We start from the raw sequence: 17,401 nt of genomic DNA, 5'->3' as shown, positions 1-17,401 counted from the left end.
ATGACAAAGAAGGAAAACGTAATTAAGGACCTTGAGAGAGTAATAAAAATTATTCACAGCGAGGAATTAAGCGAAGAAGAAAAACAGCAGATAACGAGGGAAACCGTAGAATACTTCGACACTTATGTCAGTCCCGGATGGTTAAAATACAGAAAATCCGTATCCACCAATGCCGCTGTAGTAGAATGGAAGGATTACGGACCTTACTGCACCGGTTTGTACGGCGAGGAATTCATAGATTGTCTTGGGGGCTTTGGGATCTATACCTGCGGTCACAGGAATGAAGAAATCATCGATACGGTAAAGGCACAGCTGGACCATCAGGCCCTCCATTCCCAGGAACTACTTGATCCCTTAAGAGGATATTTGGCAAAAGCAGTTTCCGATATTACACCGGGAGACCTTGAGAAATGTTTCTTTACCAACGGGGGAGCGGAAGCCGTGGAAATGGCTCTTAAATTAGCAAGAATTGCAACCGGCGGCAGATGGTTTATCTCTACCGTAGGCGCTTTCCATGGAAAATCCATGGGAGCGGTATCCATGGGGGGGAAAAGCACCTACCGTACCCCTTATACCCCAATGGTACAGCAGGTACAGCACGTAGAATACGGTAATGCAGAAGATATTAATAAAGCTGTCCGTAACTTAACAGCAGTAGGAGAATCGGTAGCAGCCGTTATCTTAGAGCCAATCCAGGGAGAAGCCGGTATTATTATACCGCCTGCCGGGTATTTAAAGGAGGTCAGGGAAATTTGTGATAACTATGGTATAGCCTTGATCTTTGATGAAATACAGACCGGAATGGGCAGAACCGGCACCATGTTCCGCTGTGAAGCAGAAGGAGTCACTCCGGATATACTTACCTTTGGCAAGGCTTTTGGCGGCGGTATTATGCCGATTACCGGAATCATATGCAGACCCCATATGTGGACAGAAGAATTGGTGGAGAACCCGTGGCTTCTTGGTTCACCCACGTTTGGAGGTAACCCGCTGGCTTGTTCAGCGGCTCTCGCAACAATAAAATATATGTTAGAAAATGATATTCCAAAACAGTGTAGGGAAAAAGGTGACTATTTACTTGCAGGTTTAAATCGGCTTAAAAGTAAATTCCCTACGGTCATAACGGATGTAAGAGGAGTCGGTTTAATGATCGGACTTGAATTTGTTAAGAGTGAAGTGGGATATTCCGTTGCAAAAGGAATGTTTTCAAGAAGAGTCATGACGGCAGGTACTTTGGTTAATTCAAAATGCATCCGATTTGAACCGGCGGCAATCATCAGTTATGAAGATTTGGACCAGGTATTATTAAGGATGGATGAAGCCCTTTATGAAACCAAAGAAGAATTTGGCTTATAAAATAATCATAGTAAAGCCGCGAAAGATTGGATAGTGAACCAGGAACTGATGAGAAACGTAGAATATTGGGACTGGGGCTGCTGCAAAATATATGATATTAAATCGGGGCTTAGAATAAGGATTATATTTTAAAATATTTGATCTAAGATTGTGCAAATAGGTGGAGAAATTCTCTTTCTTGCAGCCCTTTGCGCACAATTTCCATTAAATTTATAAAAAAATATAATCCTTTCTCTCTCCCAGATCATTTAAGTCATTGGATTCAATACCACAAAGTAATATAGTCTTTGGGTTTACAATTCCTTTGATAATTATTTTTGGATTCGCAACAACCTTTATTGTTTTAGCAACTGGTATATGGAATTAAAAATTTCGGTCATGCCTTCAAATCCCAGGGCATCGATAAGATTGCGCTTAGCTGAATACTCACATAAAAAACAGGAAAAGGCAACAAATTTAATATGCTGGATTAAAACCTGATACTTCTCGGTATCAAAATATTTTTTAATTATTTCATAATTATACATAGTGATTTCTAGTACTGTTTCATCAGCAGTCTGATTTAACTGTTCTGTCAGTTCCTCTAACTGATTATTAACAAATAACTCTTTCATATCTGTATTTAGGTTATTAATTTCTTCCGTCATGCTAAAATCCTTTCTCAAACCAGGTAAAATTTATGTTATCTTAAGCTCTTGGCCAAGATTTATTCTTATTTTTATTATTATAAAGATTACAGGCAGTTCTGTCAAATTTGTGAGGGTATATAAATATAAAATAACGCCCTTATGAGAAATTAGTACTAAAGGAAAAGTAATACCAAAATACAATATCAGCAAACATGCTGATTTCGCTGCAAGTGCTTAAATTTATAGTAGTTCGGTCAGTTTTTTGTGTGAAAATTATGTTGACAAATAGATAATTATGTCTAAAATGAGAGTAGATATTTTGCTATTCTTACAGGACGATGGGTATATAAGAACTATTAATGGATGCGTTCTATCTTTTTGACAAATTTTTTGAAAGTCATAAACCGCTTCATAGAGGGCTCTTAGTAAAACACGGGATATTAAAAAATATTAATATAGAAACAAACTTTCCTGTAAGGGATATCATATAAAAAACATTAAGCTTTTAGTAGAAAGGAGCTGTACTTATGGATATTACCATGATAATCAGTATCATAATTGCGTTTGTATCATTGATCATGGCTTTTGTATTAGATGGAGGACATGTTCATGCTTTATTAGAGCCTACAGCAGCAATGATTGTTTTTGGAGGAACTTTTGGTGCAATTGGTATATCCTTTAAATCTGATGTATTAAAAAAACTACCGAAAATAATAAGGATTGCTTTTAAAAGACAGAAATTAGACCGACAGGGAATAGTAGATACATTCTTTAAAATATCCAATCTGGCTAGAACAAGCGGTTTATTATCCCTGGAAACTGAAATTCAGAATAATACATATGACAAGTTTATCGTAGAAGGTCTTCAACTGGTTATGGATGGCACAGACCCGGAAATTATTAAAAAGACGTTGGAAAATAAAGTTGATAACATGGAATACCGACATTCTAAAGGAATTGCAGTTTTTGAAGCAGCCGGCGGTTTCGCTCCTACTATGGGTATTATTGGTACGGTTATGGGTTTGGTCCACGTTTTAGGTAACTTAAGTGATCCGGATAAATTAGGACCACAGATAGCAATTGCATTTATTGCTACGCTTTACGGTGTAGCCTCAGCAAACCTCTTATGGCTGCCACTTGCAAATAAATTAAAAGAATTGGATACAGATGAAATCGTAACCAAAAATATGATGATGGACGGAATTTTAATGGTACAGGAAGGCGGTAACCCTGCGTTAATCGTAGAAAGGCTGAAAGGGTACTTGGATGATGAAAAAGAAGAAAGAGAAGAAGGAGAACGGTGAGAGATGGCTGTTAACCTATTCTGATTTAATTACCTTGCTGATGATATTTTTTGTTGTGCTTTATTCCATTAGTAATATTAATAAGGATGAATATAAACAACTTGCTGCGTCACTTGAGAACGCATTGGGAAGCTCCGGAACCAGTGCGGATGGATCTGTAATACCAAAAGGATCAGGTATTTTAGACGGTGGGACAGGACTTACTTCTCCTGAAATACAGGAAAATGGAGAAACAGATAATGGTAATTCCGTCCAAGATAATAACGGTAACGGAAGTGACGGAATTAGCAAGAAGGAATTCACCAAATTAAGAACAGAACTATATAATGCCATTAAGGACAGCGATTTAAAAGATGAGCTTAAGATAACGGTTGAAGACAAGGGTATGGTCATAACACTGCCAAATGATATTCTGTTTGACAGCGGTGAAGCAGAAGTCAGAACAGAGATGAAACCGATTCTGGATAAAGTAGCACAGTTAATAAACCGGATTGACAGCCCGGTTCAAATTGAAGGTTATACTGACAATGTTCCGGTCAATAACAGTAAATATAAATCCAACTGGCAGTTATCTGCGGAGAGAGCAGCGAATGTGGTATATTATTTAGTTGATAATGATAGCGTTAAGCCTGAACGGCTGGAGGTTATTGCACATGGTGAAAACAATCCCGTAGCCTCCAATAAAACCGCAAAAGGCAGAATGAGAAACAGACGTATCAGTATAACAATTCTTTATAATGAAGACACAACTGTAAATCCTTGAACTAGCTGTAAATCCTTGATTTGAATTGTTATGTTTTGGATATCAGATGTCAGATTTCCCTTAATTTTAGGTTATGTTTACCCTATGGCTTTGTAAAAACTGCCATAGGGTAAATTTATGCCTGAAAAACTAATTGACAAAATGCTTAAATCAGTATAGACTTTATCCATTAAAAGCGTTACGCTTTAATACTTTAAAGTGACTTTGCGTTGAAGCTTAAAGCGGTGACTATTTAAAGGAGGAAGTTATGAAAAGATCAAAAAAAGCAGTATCGGTTATTTTAGCAGCCGTATTAGTAAGTGCGACTCTGGCAGGCTGCGGTAAAAAGGACAGTGCGTCAGGCGGGGCACCCTTTCGTATTGGTGTGGATCAACTAGTGGAACATGCCGCATTGGATGCTTCTTATCAGGGATTTGTAGACGCCTTAAAAGAAGCTGGTTATGTGGATGGTGAAAAAATTACCATTGATTATCAGAATGCTCAGGGAGACCAGGCAAATGCCAATACCATAGCACAAAAATTGGTTAATGATAATGATGACTTAATATTAGCGATTGCAACTCCGGCATCCCAGGCAGTTGCCAATGCAACAAAAGATATACCTATTTTAGTTACCGCTGTTACAGACCCTGCCGCCTCCGGCTTAGTAGCATCCAATGATGCTCCCGGCGGTAATGTATCCGGTACCTCCGATTTAACACCTGTGAAAGAACAGATTGATTTATTACAGAAATTAATACCGGATGCAAAAAAAATTGCGATCCTCTACTGCTCCAGTGAGGTTAATTCCAAAATACAATCTGATATGGCAATTGAAGCGGCTAAAGCGCTCGGAATCGAAGCAGAGGAAGCAACTGTTTCCAATACCAATGAAATCCAGCAGGTCGTTGAGTCTTTAATTGATAAAGTAGATGCAATTTACGCTCCCACTGATAATGTAATTGCAAAAGCTATGCCTACGGTAGCCCAGGTTGCCAATGCCAACGGACTTCCGGTTATCTGCGGTGAAGAGGGCATGGTAGATAAAGGCGGTTTGGCTACATATGGAATTGATTATTATGAACTTGGTAAACTGACTGGCAAGCAGGCAGTTAAAATTATTGAAGGTAAAGCTACTACTGCAGATATGCCAATTGAATATCTGTCAAAAGAACAATGTAAATTATCAATTAATGAAGATGTTGCAGCTCAGTTAGGAATTGAAATTCCTGCTGATTTAAAAGAAGATAAACAGTAAGAACGTTTTATAAAATAACAGAAAGGCTGTTCCGGCTAAGGATTCTTGCATCTGTTTACGGCATGCTTAAGAATTGATTTAGGGGACAGTCTTTTTAAGGTTAGGGAAGGTCAGGTATCATTATGGGTATATCAGCGATTTTTTTGGCTGCGTTAAGTGCTTTGTCACAGGGACTTTTTTGGGCAATATTAGCCATCGGAGTTTATATTGCCTTTCGAATATTGAATTTTGCGGATATGACCAGTGAAGGAAGTTTCGCATTGGGAGGCTGTGTCAGTGCAACAGTAATTGTTGCTTTGGGATGGAATCCTTTTCTTAGTTTAATTATATCCATTATAGCAGGAATGTTATCAGGCGTAATTACCGGACTCTTACATACTAAACTGAAAATACCGGCAATCCTTTCCGGTATTCTTTCCATGATTGCATTATATTCTATTAATCTAAGAGTCATGGGACAGGCTAATACGCCTTTACTTGGTAAGAGTACCATTATATCCGAGGTAAAATCATTGCTGCCATCGGCCAGTGAGCTTGGAATCAAGGATTCAATGTTACAGACCTTGGTTACGATTGGAATCGGTATCGTATTTGCTATTTTGGTAATTGTTTTTCTATATTGGTTTTTTGGAACCGAAATTGGGTGTGCAATCCGTGCTACCGGTAATAATGAAGCTATGGTAAGAGCACAGGGGGCTAATACGGATTTGATGATAATAATTGGTTTAGCACTGGGTAATGGCTTAATTGCCTTGTCTGGAGGACTGGTAGCCCAAAGTTATGGGTATGCGGATGTCAGTATTGGTGTAGGAGCCATTGTAATTGGTCTTGCATCTATTGTAATCGGAGAAGTGGTATTCCATAAACGTCGTTCTTTTGCTCACAAATTAGCAGCTATTATCATCGGTTCAGTTATTTACCGGATCATAATTGCAATTGTATATCAATTTGGCTTAAACACCAATGACCTTAAGCTGTTAACGGCTGTTATGGTTGCGGTGGCACTAGCGGTACCGGTTTTGAAAAAACAGAAAGTAAAAGTACACAAGGAGGGTCAATAATATGCTGACATTATCGAATTTATATAAGACCTTTAATCCGGGTACCATCAACGAGAAAACAGTTTTAAACGGATTAAACCTGGAATTGAATCCCTCCGATTTTGTTACCATAATCGGCGGTAACGGAGCTGGAAAGTCAACTATGCTAAATATGATAGCAGGCGTGCATATTCCGGATGAAGGCTCTATTACCTTAGACGGAGTGGACATTACCAAGTTAAAAGAATATAAGAGAGCAAAATATCTTGGAAGGGTATTTCAAGACCCTATGCTTGGAACGGCAGCGGATATGGAGATTGAGGAAAATCTGGCCATGGCTTATCGAAGAGGTAAGACAAGAGGGTTAGGCTGGGGGATTACAAAAGCGGAAAAAGAGCAATATGTGGAATTATTAAAATCCCTTGATTTAGGTTTGGAAACCAGACTGACCTCAAAAGTCGGTTTACTTTCTGGAGGACAGAGACAGGCTCTTACGCTTCTTATGGCAACCTTAAAAAATCCGAAACTTCTTCTTTTAGACGAACATACGGCAGCCCTTGACCCTAAGACTGCAAGAAAAGTACTGGAACTCACAGAACTGATTATTGCAAAGAACTCACTTACCGCCCTTATGGTAACCCATAACATGAAGGATGCTATTCAGTTTGGGAACCGTTTAATTATGATGCATGAGGGAAAAATTATTTACGATGTTGCCGGCGAGGAGAAAAAGAATCTGAAGGTCAGTGACCTCCTGGCAAGATTTGAAAGTGCCAGCGGAGGAGAATTTGCCAACGACCGAATGATGCTTGCATAACTATAAAGAGCGTTTGGGTAAGAGAAAATATTAATGAACTATTTACGAAAAGGGTATACCAATATCTGACATAATATGCTATAATATGACCTTGGGTATAGATAAAACAGGAAAATCATGTGATTGATATCTGTTTTAAACTGGTTAAGGCGAACATGTCGCTTGTGCAGGTGATGAATAACCGGCATGTTATATTATACATTCTTGGAGGATTCAGGGTAATGAGATTTCTAACTATAGATAAAGTAGTTCCAGGTTCTCGTTTGGCAAAACCATTATACGGTGCTCAGGGAGTAATCTTGTTAAGACATAATGTTGAATTGACAGAAGCCATCCTATCCAGACTGAAAGCGAATGGGTATACCGGATTATATATTGAGGATGAAATATCAGAAGGTATTATAATTAATGATTTTGTGGATGAAGGACTCCGGTTAATGACTGCTTCCCGTTTGGAGAGTATTGTTAATCAGAATGGAAATCTGGCTGAAATGAAACCCTTAATATCGGAAATAGTAGATAATATAATAGCAAATGGCGACGTAGAAATAAATATGCAGCATTTATTGGGACATCATGAGTATACTTATCTCCATTGCGTTAATGTAGGTATTTTGGCAATCAGTATCGGTATAAAACTTAATTTAAACCGGGACAATCTGATATATTTGGGGACGGCTGGTATTCTCCACGATGTAGGGAAAAAATTTGTTCCGATAGAAATTCTTGATAAACAGGGGAAACTCTCCAAGGAAGAATTTAAACTGATTCAGAAGCACCCGGAATTTGGGTTTGAATTTCTGGCTGATTCAATCGAATTAAACAGTGTGACCAAAGTCGGGGTACTCGAACACCATGAACGGTTTGATGGTTCCGGTTATCCAAGAGGATTAAAAGGGGAAGAAATAACGATATTTGGAAGAATACTTGCAGTGGCGGATACCTATGACGCCATGACCTCCGATCGAGCTTACCGGAATGCTTTTTCACCTTCTGAAACAGTGGAATATTTAATGGGCACCGGGAACCAGCTATATGACTCTGGTGTTATAGATGTTTTTGTAAGATGCGTTACAGTATATCCGGTGGGAAGCAGTGTCGAATTAAGCGACGGAACCCAGGGGATTATCCTTTCAAATTATCCGGACTGTGTCTTAAGACCAGTTGTACGTAACATAGAAAACAAAGAAATCATAGATTTAAAAAATGATCCCAGTTATTTGAACATATGTATCTCAAAGATAATAATGTAAGATAGGGATGAAAAAAGCAAGTGAAGTTATAAGAGCAATGAAAAAGAAGTAATAAAATAAAAGTAATAAAATAAAAGTAATAAAATAAAAGCAATAAAATAAAAGTAATGAAAAAGAAGCAATAAAATAAAAGCATTAAAATAAAAGTAATGAAAAAGAAGCAATAAAATAAAAACAAAAGCAATGAAATAAATGTAAAGAAATAAATAAAATACAAATAGTTAAACGAAATTAATATGCTGTTTATTCTTCCGGAGATTTACGTGGACGTATAAATTTAGTATATTGACAAATAATAATCAGGCTGTTATCATGATATCAGCAAGGCGAAGGTGTTCTAAGGAATGCTTTCGCCCTTTTTCGAATAAAAATCAAAAGGGAGAGACAATGATATGAATCATTACACAAAAAAAGATATCATCAGAATGGTTGAAGAAGAGGATGTTGAATTTATCAGACTGCAATTTACCGATATTTTTGGTAATCTGAAAAATGTAGCCGTTACCACCAGCCAGTTGGATAAAGTGTTGGATAATAAATGCATGTTCGATGGCTCTTCCATCGAAGGTTTCGTAAGAATAGAGGAATCCGATATGTATCTATATCCGGATTTGGATACATTTGAAATCTTCCCTTGGAGACCTCAGCAGGGAAAGGTGGCCAGATTCATCTGCGATGTGTACCGGCCGGATGGAACACCTTTTGAAGGCGATCCCAGATATATTTTAAAGAAGATAGTAAAGGAAGCAGAGGATTTGGGTTATGTATTTAACGTTGGTCCGGAATGTGAATTTTTCCTTTTCAATTCTGAGGATAATGGAGAGCCTACCAACAAGTCCTTAGAACGGGGCGGTTACTTTGATGTTGGTCCTTTAGATGCTGGTGAAAATGCCAGACGTGAGATGGTTTTAACCTTGGAGGACATGGGCTTTACTGTCGAAGCTTCCCATCATGAGGTTGCTCCTGCTCAGCACGAAATTGATTTTAAGTATGACGATGCCTTAACGACTGCAGATAATATCATGACCTTTAAACTGGTTGTAAGAACCATCGCTAAAAGGCATGGACTCCATGCGACATTTATGCCAAAGCCCAGGTTTGGTGTGAACGGCTCCGGCATGCATATTAATATGTCTATAAGTAAAGATGGTAAGAACATCTTTGATGACCCCTCCGGTAAATTAGGACTCAGTGAGGATGCATATCATTTTATTGCTGGTATTATGAAGCACATGGAAGGTATGACTGCTGTAACCAATCCTTTAGTAAACTCATATAAGAGATTAGTACCTGGCTATGAAGCACCTGTTTATATCGCGTGGTCTGCTACTAATCGGAGTCCTCTAATCCGTATTCCGGCATCCAGAGGTTCAGGTGCAAGGGTTGAACTTAGGTGTCCCGATCCTGCAGCAAACCCATACTTAGCGCTTGCAGTTTGCCTTGCAGCCGGACTTGACGGAATTAAGAATAAGTTAACACCTCCTGACAGTGTAGATAAGAATATATTTACGATGTCAGAGGAAGAAAAAACAGAAAAAGGCATTAAAAACCTCCCGACTAATTTAAAAGAAGCCTTGAATCTGTTTGAACAAAGTGAATTAATCAAAGAAGTTCTTGGAAACCATACTGCAGGCAAGTATCTTGAAGCTAAGAATGCAGAGTGGGATCAATACACCATACAGGTTTCCCAGTGGGAATTAGACCAATACTTACATCGCATATAATAGAAAGCAGCATAGTGAAAATATGCCGCTTAGTGAAGGAATTTGAAGCGATGGAGGTGATCAGATGTGTTGAGTATTATTATAGCTTTTCCCAAGATAGAAGATGCAACGAGCATTAAGAATGCTTTAGTCAGAAACGGTTATGAAGTGAATGCGACCTGTACGACAGGTGCACAGGTTATTGGAACAGCGAATGAATTAGATGACGGAATTGTAATATGCGGATATCGTTTTTCTGATATGCATTACAGTGAATTAAATAATTATCTTCCGAAAGGGTTTGAAATGCTTTTGATTGCGTCTGCCACTAAATTGGAGGAATGTACGGATAATAACATTGTCTGTCTTAGTATGCCGATTAAAATGCAGGACCTCTTGAATACCCTCCAGATGATGAGTTATAATTATTCAAGGCGGAAGAAAAAGGATAAAGAAAAACCGAAGCCCAGATCAGAAGCAGATAAAGCGGTTATCAGCAAAGCAAAACTTGTTCTTATGGAGCGAAACAACATGACTGAAGAAGAAGCACACCGGTACATACAGAAAAACAGTATGGACAGCGGAACCAATATGGTAGAAATGGCGGAAATGATATTGAGTTTAATGTAGTGCGAAGCTTGTCACAAACAAAGGAACTGTACTCTGGTCAATGCCGTTAAGTGTGGTCTGGACAGAATACAGTTTACCGGTTTGGGGCAGGCTTTTATTAAGTCTATTAAGGGAGAAGAAGCGTTATGAAATTTACCAAAATGCAGGGATGCGGAAATGACTATGTTTATGTAAATTGTTTGAAAGAAAAGGTGGAAAATCCTCCGGAAGTTGCTATAATAGTAAGTGACAGACATTTCGGAATCGGATCTGACGGACTGATATTAATAAAGCCTTCCGATCAAGCTGATTTTTTAATGGATATGTATAATGCCGATGGTTCAAAATCCAACATGTGCGGCAATGGTATCCGCTGCGTGGCAAAGTATGTATATGATTATGGTTTAGCGGATAAACAGCAAATCAGCATAGAAACCGGAGCAGGAATTAAATATCTGGATTTAAAAGTTGAAGACAGTAAAGTAATAGAAGTTACGGTAAATATGGGAAGTCCCATAACAAAAGCAAAAATGATTCCGGTGGTCAGTGAGAAAGACGAAGTCATTGCTATGCCTGTTACCATTGGAGACAGGGCGTATGAGATGACCTGTGTTTCTATGGGTAACCCTCATTCGGTAGTATTTGTAGAGGATACCAAAACAGTTGATATAGAAAAAGTCGGACCCTTATTTGAACACCACAGTATGTTTCCGGAGCGGACCAATACCGAGTTCATCCATGTAATTGACCGGAATACCATAGATATGAGAGTATGGGAACGGGGAAGCGGTGAAACCTTAGCCTGCGGAACCGGTGCTTGTGCCAGTGCTTATGCCTGCATCCTGAATGGATTGACCGAGGATTCGGTTATGGTTAGACTCTTAGGCGGAGAACTTAAGATCAGATATGACAGAGAGAAGAATACAATCTTCATGACAGGACCTGCGGTAACGGTCTTTGACGGAGAGATAAATTTAAAATAAAAGGAGCGTAACAACATGTTTAAAATTAATGATAATTACTTGAAATTACCTGGAAGCTATTTATTTTCCGATATAGCGAAGAAAGTAAAAGCATTTTCAGAGGCTAATCCGGATAAAAAGATTATACGTCTGGGAATTGGTGATGTTACGCTGCCTTTAGCTCCGGCAGTAGTAGGGGCTCTTCATAAGGCGGCAGATGAGATGGGAGTAAAGGAAACCTTTAAAGGTTATGCACCGGATCTTGGATATGAATTCTTAAGAACAGTCATTGCTGAACAGGATTATAAGACCAGAGGCGTTGATATTGCCATTGATGAAATCTTTATCAGTGACGGTGCGAAAAGCGATTCCGCCAATATTCAGGAGATTTTTGATGTGGATAATAAGATTGCTGTCTGCGATCCGGTTTATCCTGTTTATGTAGACAGTAATGTTATGGCTGGCAGAACCGGTGAATATTTACCGGAACTTGGCAGATGGAGCAAAGTCATTTATATGCCTTGTACCCTGGAGACAAATTTTGCACCGGAATTTCCCAAGGAAGAACCAGATATTATATATCTGTGCTTCCCAAATAACCCTACCGGCTCAACGATTAATAAAGCAGAACTTAAGAAATGGGTGGATTATGCGAATAAAATCGGTGCTGTTATTATCTATGATGCTGCTTATGAAGCTTATATCTCAGAGGATGATGTTCCTCATACCATATATGAATGTGAAGGAGCAAAAACCTGTGCCATTGAACTTAGAAGCTTTTCTAAGAATGCAGGTTTTACCGGTACCAGATTAGCTTTTACCGTAATTCCTAAGGAGTTAAAATGCGGTGAGGTAATGTTAAACAGTATGTGGGCAAGACGCCATGGTACGAAATTCAATGGCGCTCCTTATATTATTCAAGCAGCCGGTGCCGCAGTTTATAGCGAAGAAGGCAGAAAACAAACCGGAGAACAGATTGCATATTATATGAATAATGCCAATGTTATCAGAGAAGGACTAACCCAGGCAGGCTATCAGGTATCTGGTGGCGTGAATGCTCCCTATATCTGGCTAAAGACACCGGGCAAGATGACTTCCTGGGAATTCTTTGATTATCTGTTAAAAGAGGCTAATATAGTTGGAACTCCGGGTTCTGGTTTCGGTCCTCATGGAGAAGGGTATTTCAGGCTTACTGCATTTGGTACTTATGAAAATACTTTGGAAGCGATTGAGCGTATTAAGAAATTGTAAGGTATTCTATAAAAATGAGACAATAGAAACATGAGATAATAAAAACATGAGATAATAAAAACTAACCTGGCAGGAACTAGATAATGGTGTTAATGTCAGGTTAGTTTAATTAATAAAACGATACATATTTGTAAACCGATTTTTGTTTACTCCGATAAAAGGATTAACTCCTGTGAAAAGTACTAAAATAAAGCTATTTTTTTATCATACCGGCTGCCCTGTAATTTATATTTTATATTGCTATTTTACTATATTTTAAATTGATTTTAGTTTTTATATGTGATTTAGGGAATTTTTCTTTTCTAATAATTACAGTATAGAAAACCAGTCACATCTAAATCAAATTAATTTATTAATTTGTAAATTTGAATTATATTTATTGAAAGGAATTACAATATGATATACCCAGTATTTATAAAAAAGGGCGTTACCATTGGTATTACAGCTCCATCAGACGGCAATAAAAAGGAAACGGATTTCATACGCCTGGATTCCGGTAAAAAACAACTAATTGCAAAAGGTTATGAACTTTTGGAAACAGCCCATGTCCGTTCCAGTTATAAAGGAAGGAGTACAGACGGAAAAATCAGAGCCGAGGAATTCATGGAACTGATAAAGAATGAGAAAGTAATGTGGATTATATCTGCAAAAGGCGGAGATTATCTTATGGAAATGCTTCCCTATTTGGATTTTAATGTAATTCGGTCAAAACCCTCCTGGATACAAGGCTTTTCCGATAATACAGGGCTAACCTTTACGATTACTACAAACTGTGATATGGCAACGATTTATGGCTGTAACTTTAATGATTTTGGCATGGAAGGCTGGCATAAAGCATTAGAAAACAATCTGGCTCTTATGGAAGGCAAGAATATTGTACAGACCAGTTTCGACCGTTATGAAGACGGTTATTATGACCGTATTACAGGGTTGGAAGGCTATGTTTTAGATAAGGATGTTTACTGGCGCAATATAACGGGTGAAAAGGACATTCGTATGGCTGGAAGACTCCTTGGGGGCTGTTTGGATGTATTACTAAATCTCGTTGGTACAAAGTATGATAAAACCGTGGATTTTATTAACAAATATAAAAACGATGGAATACTGTGGTACTTAGAGAGCTATTCCTTAAATGCAGAGGCATTGACCAGAGGACTGTGGCAGCTTTTGGAGGCTGGATGGTTTGATACGGCGAAAGGCTTTGTATTTGGAAGACCGGCTTTTTTTTCGGAAGAAAGCGAAATAACCTATAAAGAAGCGGTTTTATCCATTCTTGATAAGCTAAAAGTCCCCATTATATTAGATGCCGATATTGGACATAAAGCCCCCCAGATGACCCTGATAAACGGAGCTTTGGCTGAAATTACATGCGTTGACGGCAAAGGCGTCTTAAAATATAGTAGGGCGTAATTATGTACCGTATTAAAAAAAGCAATCCTTTCCAGTGAAAAATGTGATAACCATGAGTCTGTAATATCATTAAAAAAGTCTTTAAGCCCAAATAAAGGGCTTGAAACTTTTTTTTAAAAGAACGGTTAAAATTAGTTAATGGTTATGGATTTATAAATCATTTAAAGTAATCCGAAATAAAAGAAATATCTAAATCACTATACGAGTAAACACCAAAACCATAACTTAAGCTATTATTATAATTGATTTCAAACTCGTCCTTTAAATGTCCTTTACTACTATAGATTAAGATGCGATATGTCCATCCACTACCGATATTAAAGTTTTTGAATTTATATTTTTTACGCTCTAATTTATCGATAATATTATTAATCTGTCTAGATTCAGTTATATTAATAGGATTTATGCTCCCACTTTTTCTGAGCTCTATATATCCTATATCTTTACTGGAAAAATGCCAAGGAGGTGAGGATTTCATTACTATTGTAATAAGAGAAATTAAAATAAGGATTGAGATGATTAGGATAATTATATTATATTTCTTTTTACTCAATTTCATATAAGATTCCACAGTAGTATCACCCCTTTAAAAAAATCTCCTATATTTCCTAAAATATATATTATTATTTTATAGCCATATCGTAAAAAATACAATGGAATATGCGTATTCTACATAAAAAGTATCATTTAATTAAATGTAAATTTTAACTAATGATTAAAATGATCTATAAATTAAGATAACAGATATATTCAATGATTATTGATTTTTTCTCTTGTCAGAAATATAAAAAATAAAAATTAACCCTTGCCAGATAAATATTTCTGTGTTAATATAAGTCAAATGAAAAAATACACAATGTACATGTATTTATATAAGTTAATATGATAATAAGCTATGAAAGAGACTAACCTGTATGGATTGCATCGATTAACAGGAATGGCGTGTCACCGACTGAGAGCATGCCTTGGATGATAGATATGGGAAGGAACACTCTGGAGCTCATGGGTTGAACGGATAGAATTAATCGGTTACGTATTCCGCAGTAGGTTCATGCGTCGCACGCGTTAAGTGTAAGAGTGGAAAACCATAAGGTTTTCAATGCGGGTGGTACCGCGGGAATATAACACAACAATAGAATCCCGTCCCAGACATATATGAATGTAAGTCATATATGTCTGGGATTTTTTTGTGTAAAAGAAATCAGTGTCTAAATACTGACACTTGTTATCTCAAAGATAGTCATTCTATGAGATAAGAACCCTTGTGGGAGGCGAAAGTGGTGTCATAAGAGTCTGAGGAGTGACTCTTTCCTATTTTAAAATTAGAAGTACGAGGAGGCAATTACATGGATTTTGTAAATGGATTAAAACAAAAAGATACAGTAGAGATTAAGGATATTCTGACTGGTGATTTATACGGCAAGGAGATAAAAATCAGGGGAGCAGTCCATACCATACGTGATATGAGTGAATTCTCTTTTGTTGTTTTAAGAAGATATGATGGTCTGGTACAGTGTGTATACGAAGAAGGAAAGCTTGCTGATTTTGACAGTAAATCCTTAAGAGAAGGTGCGACGCTTGAAGTTAAGGGTATAGCGGCTTTAGAAGAACGTGCACCGGGCGGTTTTGAAATCCGTATTACCGGTATCCGTATCTTATCGGAACCTGCACAAGATACCACAATGCCGATTCCAATCAGCAAATGGAAACTAAAAACTTCTCTTGAAACAAAATTATCCTTACGTCCCATATCCTTAAGAAACTTAAGGGAAAGAGCCATCTTTAAGATTCAGGAAGGAATCGTAAGAGGTTTCCGCGATTTTATGTATTCCCAGAATTTTACCGAAATCAGGACACCTAAAATTGTAGCAGGTAATGCAGAAGGCGGAGCCAATGTATTTAAATTGGAGTACTTTGGTAAAAAAGCTTTCCTGGCCCAGAGTCCTCAGTTTTACAAACAGACTATGGTTGGAGTATATGACAGGGTTTTTGAAGCAGCTCCGGTATTCCGTGCCGAAAAACATAACACCACCAGACATCTCAATGAATATACCAGCCTTGACTTTGAGATGGGATACATTGACGGTTTTGAAGATATAATGGAAATGGAAGCTGCTATGCTAAAATATACCTTCCAGTTCTTATCCGAAGAATATGCGAAAGAAATTAAGATATTAGGAATAGAATTACCAAGTGTATTAAATTTCCCGGCAGTCCGTTTTGATGAAGCCAAAAGGCTGGTATCGGAAAAATATGAACGTAAAATCCGAAACCCTTATGATTTAGAACCAGAAGAAGAAATACTGATTGGAAGATATTTTAAAGAAGAGTACAACAGTGATTTTGTATTTGTAACCCACTATCCTTCCAAGAAGAGACCCTTCTATGCTATGGATGATCCGGCAGATCATAAATTCACCTTAAGTTTTGACTTATTATTTAAAGGCATGGAGATAACGACCGGAGGACAGAGAATTCACTCCTATGAGGAACAGGTAGCAAAGATGATGGCAAGAGGAATGGATCCAGCCGATTTCACCAACTTCCTGATGATTCACAAACACGGCATGCCGCCTCATGGTGGTCTTGGAATTGGTCTGGAACGTCTGACTATGAGGCTTTTAGATGAACAGAATGTAAGAGAAACCACTTTCTTCCCAAGAGATGTGTCAAGACTTGAACCTTAATCAGCGAAGAACTGATTTAGCAGGAAGCATTGATCAGGCAGGAAGAGTTGATATATGAAAGGAGTAATAACATGGCAATAACAGATGAAACAATAGAATATGTAGCAGCCCTGGCTAAACTGGAATTAAGCGGGGAAGAAAAGGAAAAAGCCAAGAAAGACTTAGGCAGTATTTTAGCCTATATGGACACCATGAATGAACTGGATACCGAGCATATTGAACCTATGTCCCATGTTTTCCCCATCCGTAATGTTTTCCGTGAAGATGTGGTAGTGAATGGACCCGACAGAGATGCCTTACTTGCCAATGCACCTGCCAGCAAAGACGGATGTTTTATGGTTCCTAAGACAGTTGAGTAAGATAGCAGAAAAGAATGAAAA

16 protein-coding genes are annotated in these 17,401 nt (G+C 37.9%); 14 read left to right on the top strand and 2 right to left on the bottom strand.

From position 1 onward, the window contains the following. On the top strand, positions 1 to 1,356 hold the full coding sequence (locus tag QA584_RS21035; protein WP_278271070.1) for a putrescine aminotransferase: 1,356 nt from the start codon (positions 1 to 3) through the stop codon (positions 1,354 to 1,356). A 335-nt stretch (positions 1,357 to 1,691) separates the two neighbouring features. Here the strand turns inward: QA584_RS21035 and QA584_RS21030 are convergent, their stop codons facing one another. Then, positions 1,692 to 2,003, bottom strand: coding sequence for a hypothetical protein (locus QA584_RS21030; RefSeq protein WP_278271069.1), 312 nt, complete (start codon positions 2,001 to 2,003; stop codon positions 1,692 to 1,694). 509 nt (positions 2,004 to 2,512) lie between these two features. Between QA584_RS21030 and QA584_RS21025 the strand changes: the two genes are divergently transcribed. The 11 genes from QA584_RS21025 (at position 2,513) to QA584_RS20975 (ending at position 14,334) form a co-directional block, all read left to right on the top strand. Continuing rightward, positions 2,513 to 3,289: a flagellar motor protein gene (locus QA584_RS21025; RefSeq protein ID WP_278271068.1), complete on the top strand. Its 777-nt coding sequence runs from the start codon at positions 2,513 to 2,515 to the stop codon at positions 3,287 to 3,289. Then, on the top strand, positions 3,252 to 4,052 hold the full coding sequence (locus QA584_RS21020) for a flagellar motor protein MotB (protein WP_278271067.1): 801 nt from the start codon (positions 3,252 to 3,254) through the stop codon (positions 4,050 to 4,052). Before QA584_RS21025 ends, QA584_RS21020 begins: the two co-directional genes overlap by 38 nt. A 247-nt stretch (positions 4,053 to 4,299) precedes the next feature. Continuing rightward, positions 4,300 to 5,289 (top strand): ABC transporter substrate-binding protein, encoded by a 990-nt coding sequence (locus QA584_RS21015; RefSeq protein WP_278271066.1) that lies wholly within the window; start codon positions 4,300 to 4,302, stop codon positions 5,287 to 5,289. A 122-nt stretch (positions 5,290 to 5,411) separates the two neighbouring features. Further along, positions 5,412 to 6,350, top strand: coding sequence for an ABC transporter permease (locus QA584_RS21010; protein WP_278271065.1), 939 nt, complete (start codon positions 5,412 to 5,414; stop codon positions 6,348 to 6,350). 1 nt (position 6,351) lies between these two features. Beyond that, on the top strand, positions 6,352 to 7,146 hold the full coding sequence (locus QA584_RS21005; RefSeq protein ID WP_278271064.1) for an ABC transporter ATP-binding protein: 795 nt from the start codon (positions 6,352 to 6,354) through the stop codon (positions 7,144 to 7,146). A gap of 221 nt (positions 7,147 to 7,367) precedes the next feature. After that, positions 7,368 to 8,399, top strand: coding sequence for an HD-GYP domain-containing protein (locus QA584_RS21000; protein ID WP_278271063.1), 1,032 nt, complete (start codon positions 7,368 to 7,370; stop codon positions 8,397 to 8,399). Positions 8,400 to 8,791: 392 nt separating this feature from the next. Then, entirely contained in the window at positions 8,792 to 10,123 is a 1,332-nt protein-coding gene (gene glnA / locus QA584_RS20995; RefSeq protein ID WP_278271062.1) for a type I glutamate--ammonia ligase, read from the top strand. A gap of 66 nt (positions 10,124 to 10,189) precedes the next feature. Then, positions 10,190 to 10,732, top strand: coding sequence for an ANTAR domain-containing response regulator (locus QA584_RS20990; protein WP_278271061.1), 543 nt, complete (start codon positions 10,190 to 10,192; stop codon positions 10,730 to 10,732). Positions 10,733 to 10,857: 125 nt separating this feature from the next. Further along, positions 10,858 to 11,694 carry a diaminopimelate epimerase gene (dapF, locus tag QA584_RS20985; protein ID WP_278271060.1) on the top strand — a complete coding sequence of 279 codons (837 nt, stop codon included), beginning with the start codon at positions 10,858 to 10,860 and terminating at the stop codon, positions 11,692 to 11,694. Positions 11,695 to 11,709: 15 nt separating this feature from the next. Next, the gene (locus QA584_RS20980) at positions 11,710 to 12,924 is read left to right on the top strand and encodes an LL-diaminopimelate aminotransferase (RefSeq protein ID WP_278271059.1); all 1,215 of its coding nucleotides are present in this window, start codon (positions 11,710 to 11,712) and stop codon (positions 12,922 to 12,924) included. Between the two features lie 396 nt (positions 12,925 to 13,320). Continuing rightward, positions 13,321 to 14,334 (top strand): S66 family peptidase, encoded by a 1,014-nt coding sequence (locus QA584_RS20975; RefSeq protein ID WP_278271058.1) that lies wholly within the window; start codon positions 13,321 to 13,323, stop codon positions 14,332 to 14,334. A 157-nt stretch (positions 14,335 to 14,491) separates the two neighbouring features. Here the strand turns inward: QA584_RS20975 and QA584_RS20970 are convergent, their stop codons facing one another. Continuing rightward, positions 14,492 to 14,893 (bottom strand): hypothetical protein, encoded by a 402-nt coding sequence (locus tag QA584_RS20970; protein ID WP_278271057.1) that lies wholly within the window; start codon positions 14,891 to 14,893, stop codon positions 14,492 to 14,494. 787 nt (positions 14,894 to 15,680) lie between these two features. Here QA584_RS20970 and aspS point away from each other — a divergent pair. Both aspS and gatC read left to right on the top strand, forming a co-directional pair. Continuing rightward, a complete protein-coding gene (gene aspS / locus QA584_RS20965; protein WP_278271056.1) occupies positions 15,681 to 17,021 on the top strand; it encodes an aspartate--tRNA(Asn) ligase in 1,341 nt (446 codons plus the stop codon). Between the two features lie 71 nt (positions 17,022 to 17,092). Then, a complete protein-coding gene (gatC, locus tag QA584_RS20960) occupies positions 17,093 to 17,380 on the top strand; it encodes an Asp-tRNA(Asn)/Glu-tRNA(Gln) amidotransferase subunit GatC (protein WP_278271055.1) in 288 nt (95 codons plus the stop codon). Positions 17,381 to 17,401 lie beyond the last annotated feature (21 nt).

Origin of the sequence: Anaerocolumna sp. AGMB13025 (genome assembly GCF_029689925.1) — a bacterium.
GTDB lineage: Bacteria > Bacillota > Clostridia > Lachnospirales > Lachnospiraceae > Anaerocolumna.
Note: the sequence above shows the minus strand (reverse complement) of the source record. Positions and strands in the feature narration are given on the sequence as shown.

Coding starts and splice junctions, on each gene's coding strand:
- QA584_RS21035 (WP_278271070.1), top strand. CDS start 1: ATGACAAAGAAGGAAAACGTAATTAAGGACCTTGAGAGAGTAATAAAA.
- QA584_RS21030 (WP_278271069.1), bottom strand. CDS start 2,003: ATGACGGAAGAAATTAATAACCTAAATACAGATATGAAAGAGTTATTT.
- QA584_RS21025 (WP_278271068.1), top strand. CDS start 2,513: ATGGATATTACCATGATAATCAGTATCATAATTGCGTTTGTATCATTG.
- QA584_RS21020 (WP_278271067.1), top strand. CDS start 3,252: ATGATGAAAAAGAAGAAAGAGAAGAAGGAGAACGGTGAGAGATGGCTG.
- QA584_RS21015 (WP_278271066.1), top strand. CDS start 4,300: ATGAAAAGATCAAAAAAAGCAGTATCGGTTATTTTAGCAGCCGTATTA.
- QA584_RS21010 (WP_278271065.1), top strand. CDS start 5,412: ATGGGTATATCAGCGATTTTTTTGGCTGCGTTAAGTGCTTTGTCACAG.
- QA584_RS21005 (WP_278271064.1), top strand. CDS start 6,352: ATGCTGACATTATCGAATTTATATAAGACCTTTAATCCGGGTACCATC.
- QA584_RS21000 (WP_278271063.1), top strand. CDS start 7,368: ATGAGATTTCTAACTATAGATAAAGTAGTTCCAGGTTCTCGTTTGGCA.
- glnA (WP_278271062.1), top strand. CDS start 8,792: ATGAATCATTACACAAAAAAAGATATCATCAGAATGGTTGAAGAAGAG.
- dapF (WP_278271060.1), top strand. CDS start 10,858: ATGAAATTTACCAAAATGCAGGGATGCGGAAATGACTATGTTTATGTA.
- QA584_RS20980 (WP_278271059.1), top strand. CDS start 11,710: ATGTTTAAAATTAATGATAATTACTTGAAATTACCTGGAAGCTATTTA.
- QA584_RS20975 (WP_278271058.1), top strand. CDS start 13,321: ATGATATACCCAGTATTTATAAAAAAGGGCGTTACCATTGGTATTACA.
- QA584_RS20970 (WP_278271057.1), bottom strand. CDS start 14,893: ATGAAATTGAGTAAAAAGAAATATAATATAATTATCCTAATCATCTCA.
- aspS (WP_278271056.1), top strand. CDS start 15,681: ATGGATTTTGTAAATGGATTAAAACAAAAAGATACAGTAGAGATTAAG.
- gatC (WP_278271055.1), top strand. CDS start 17,093: ATGGCAATAACAGATGAAACAATAGAATATGTAGCAGCCCTGGCTAAA.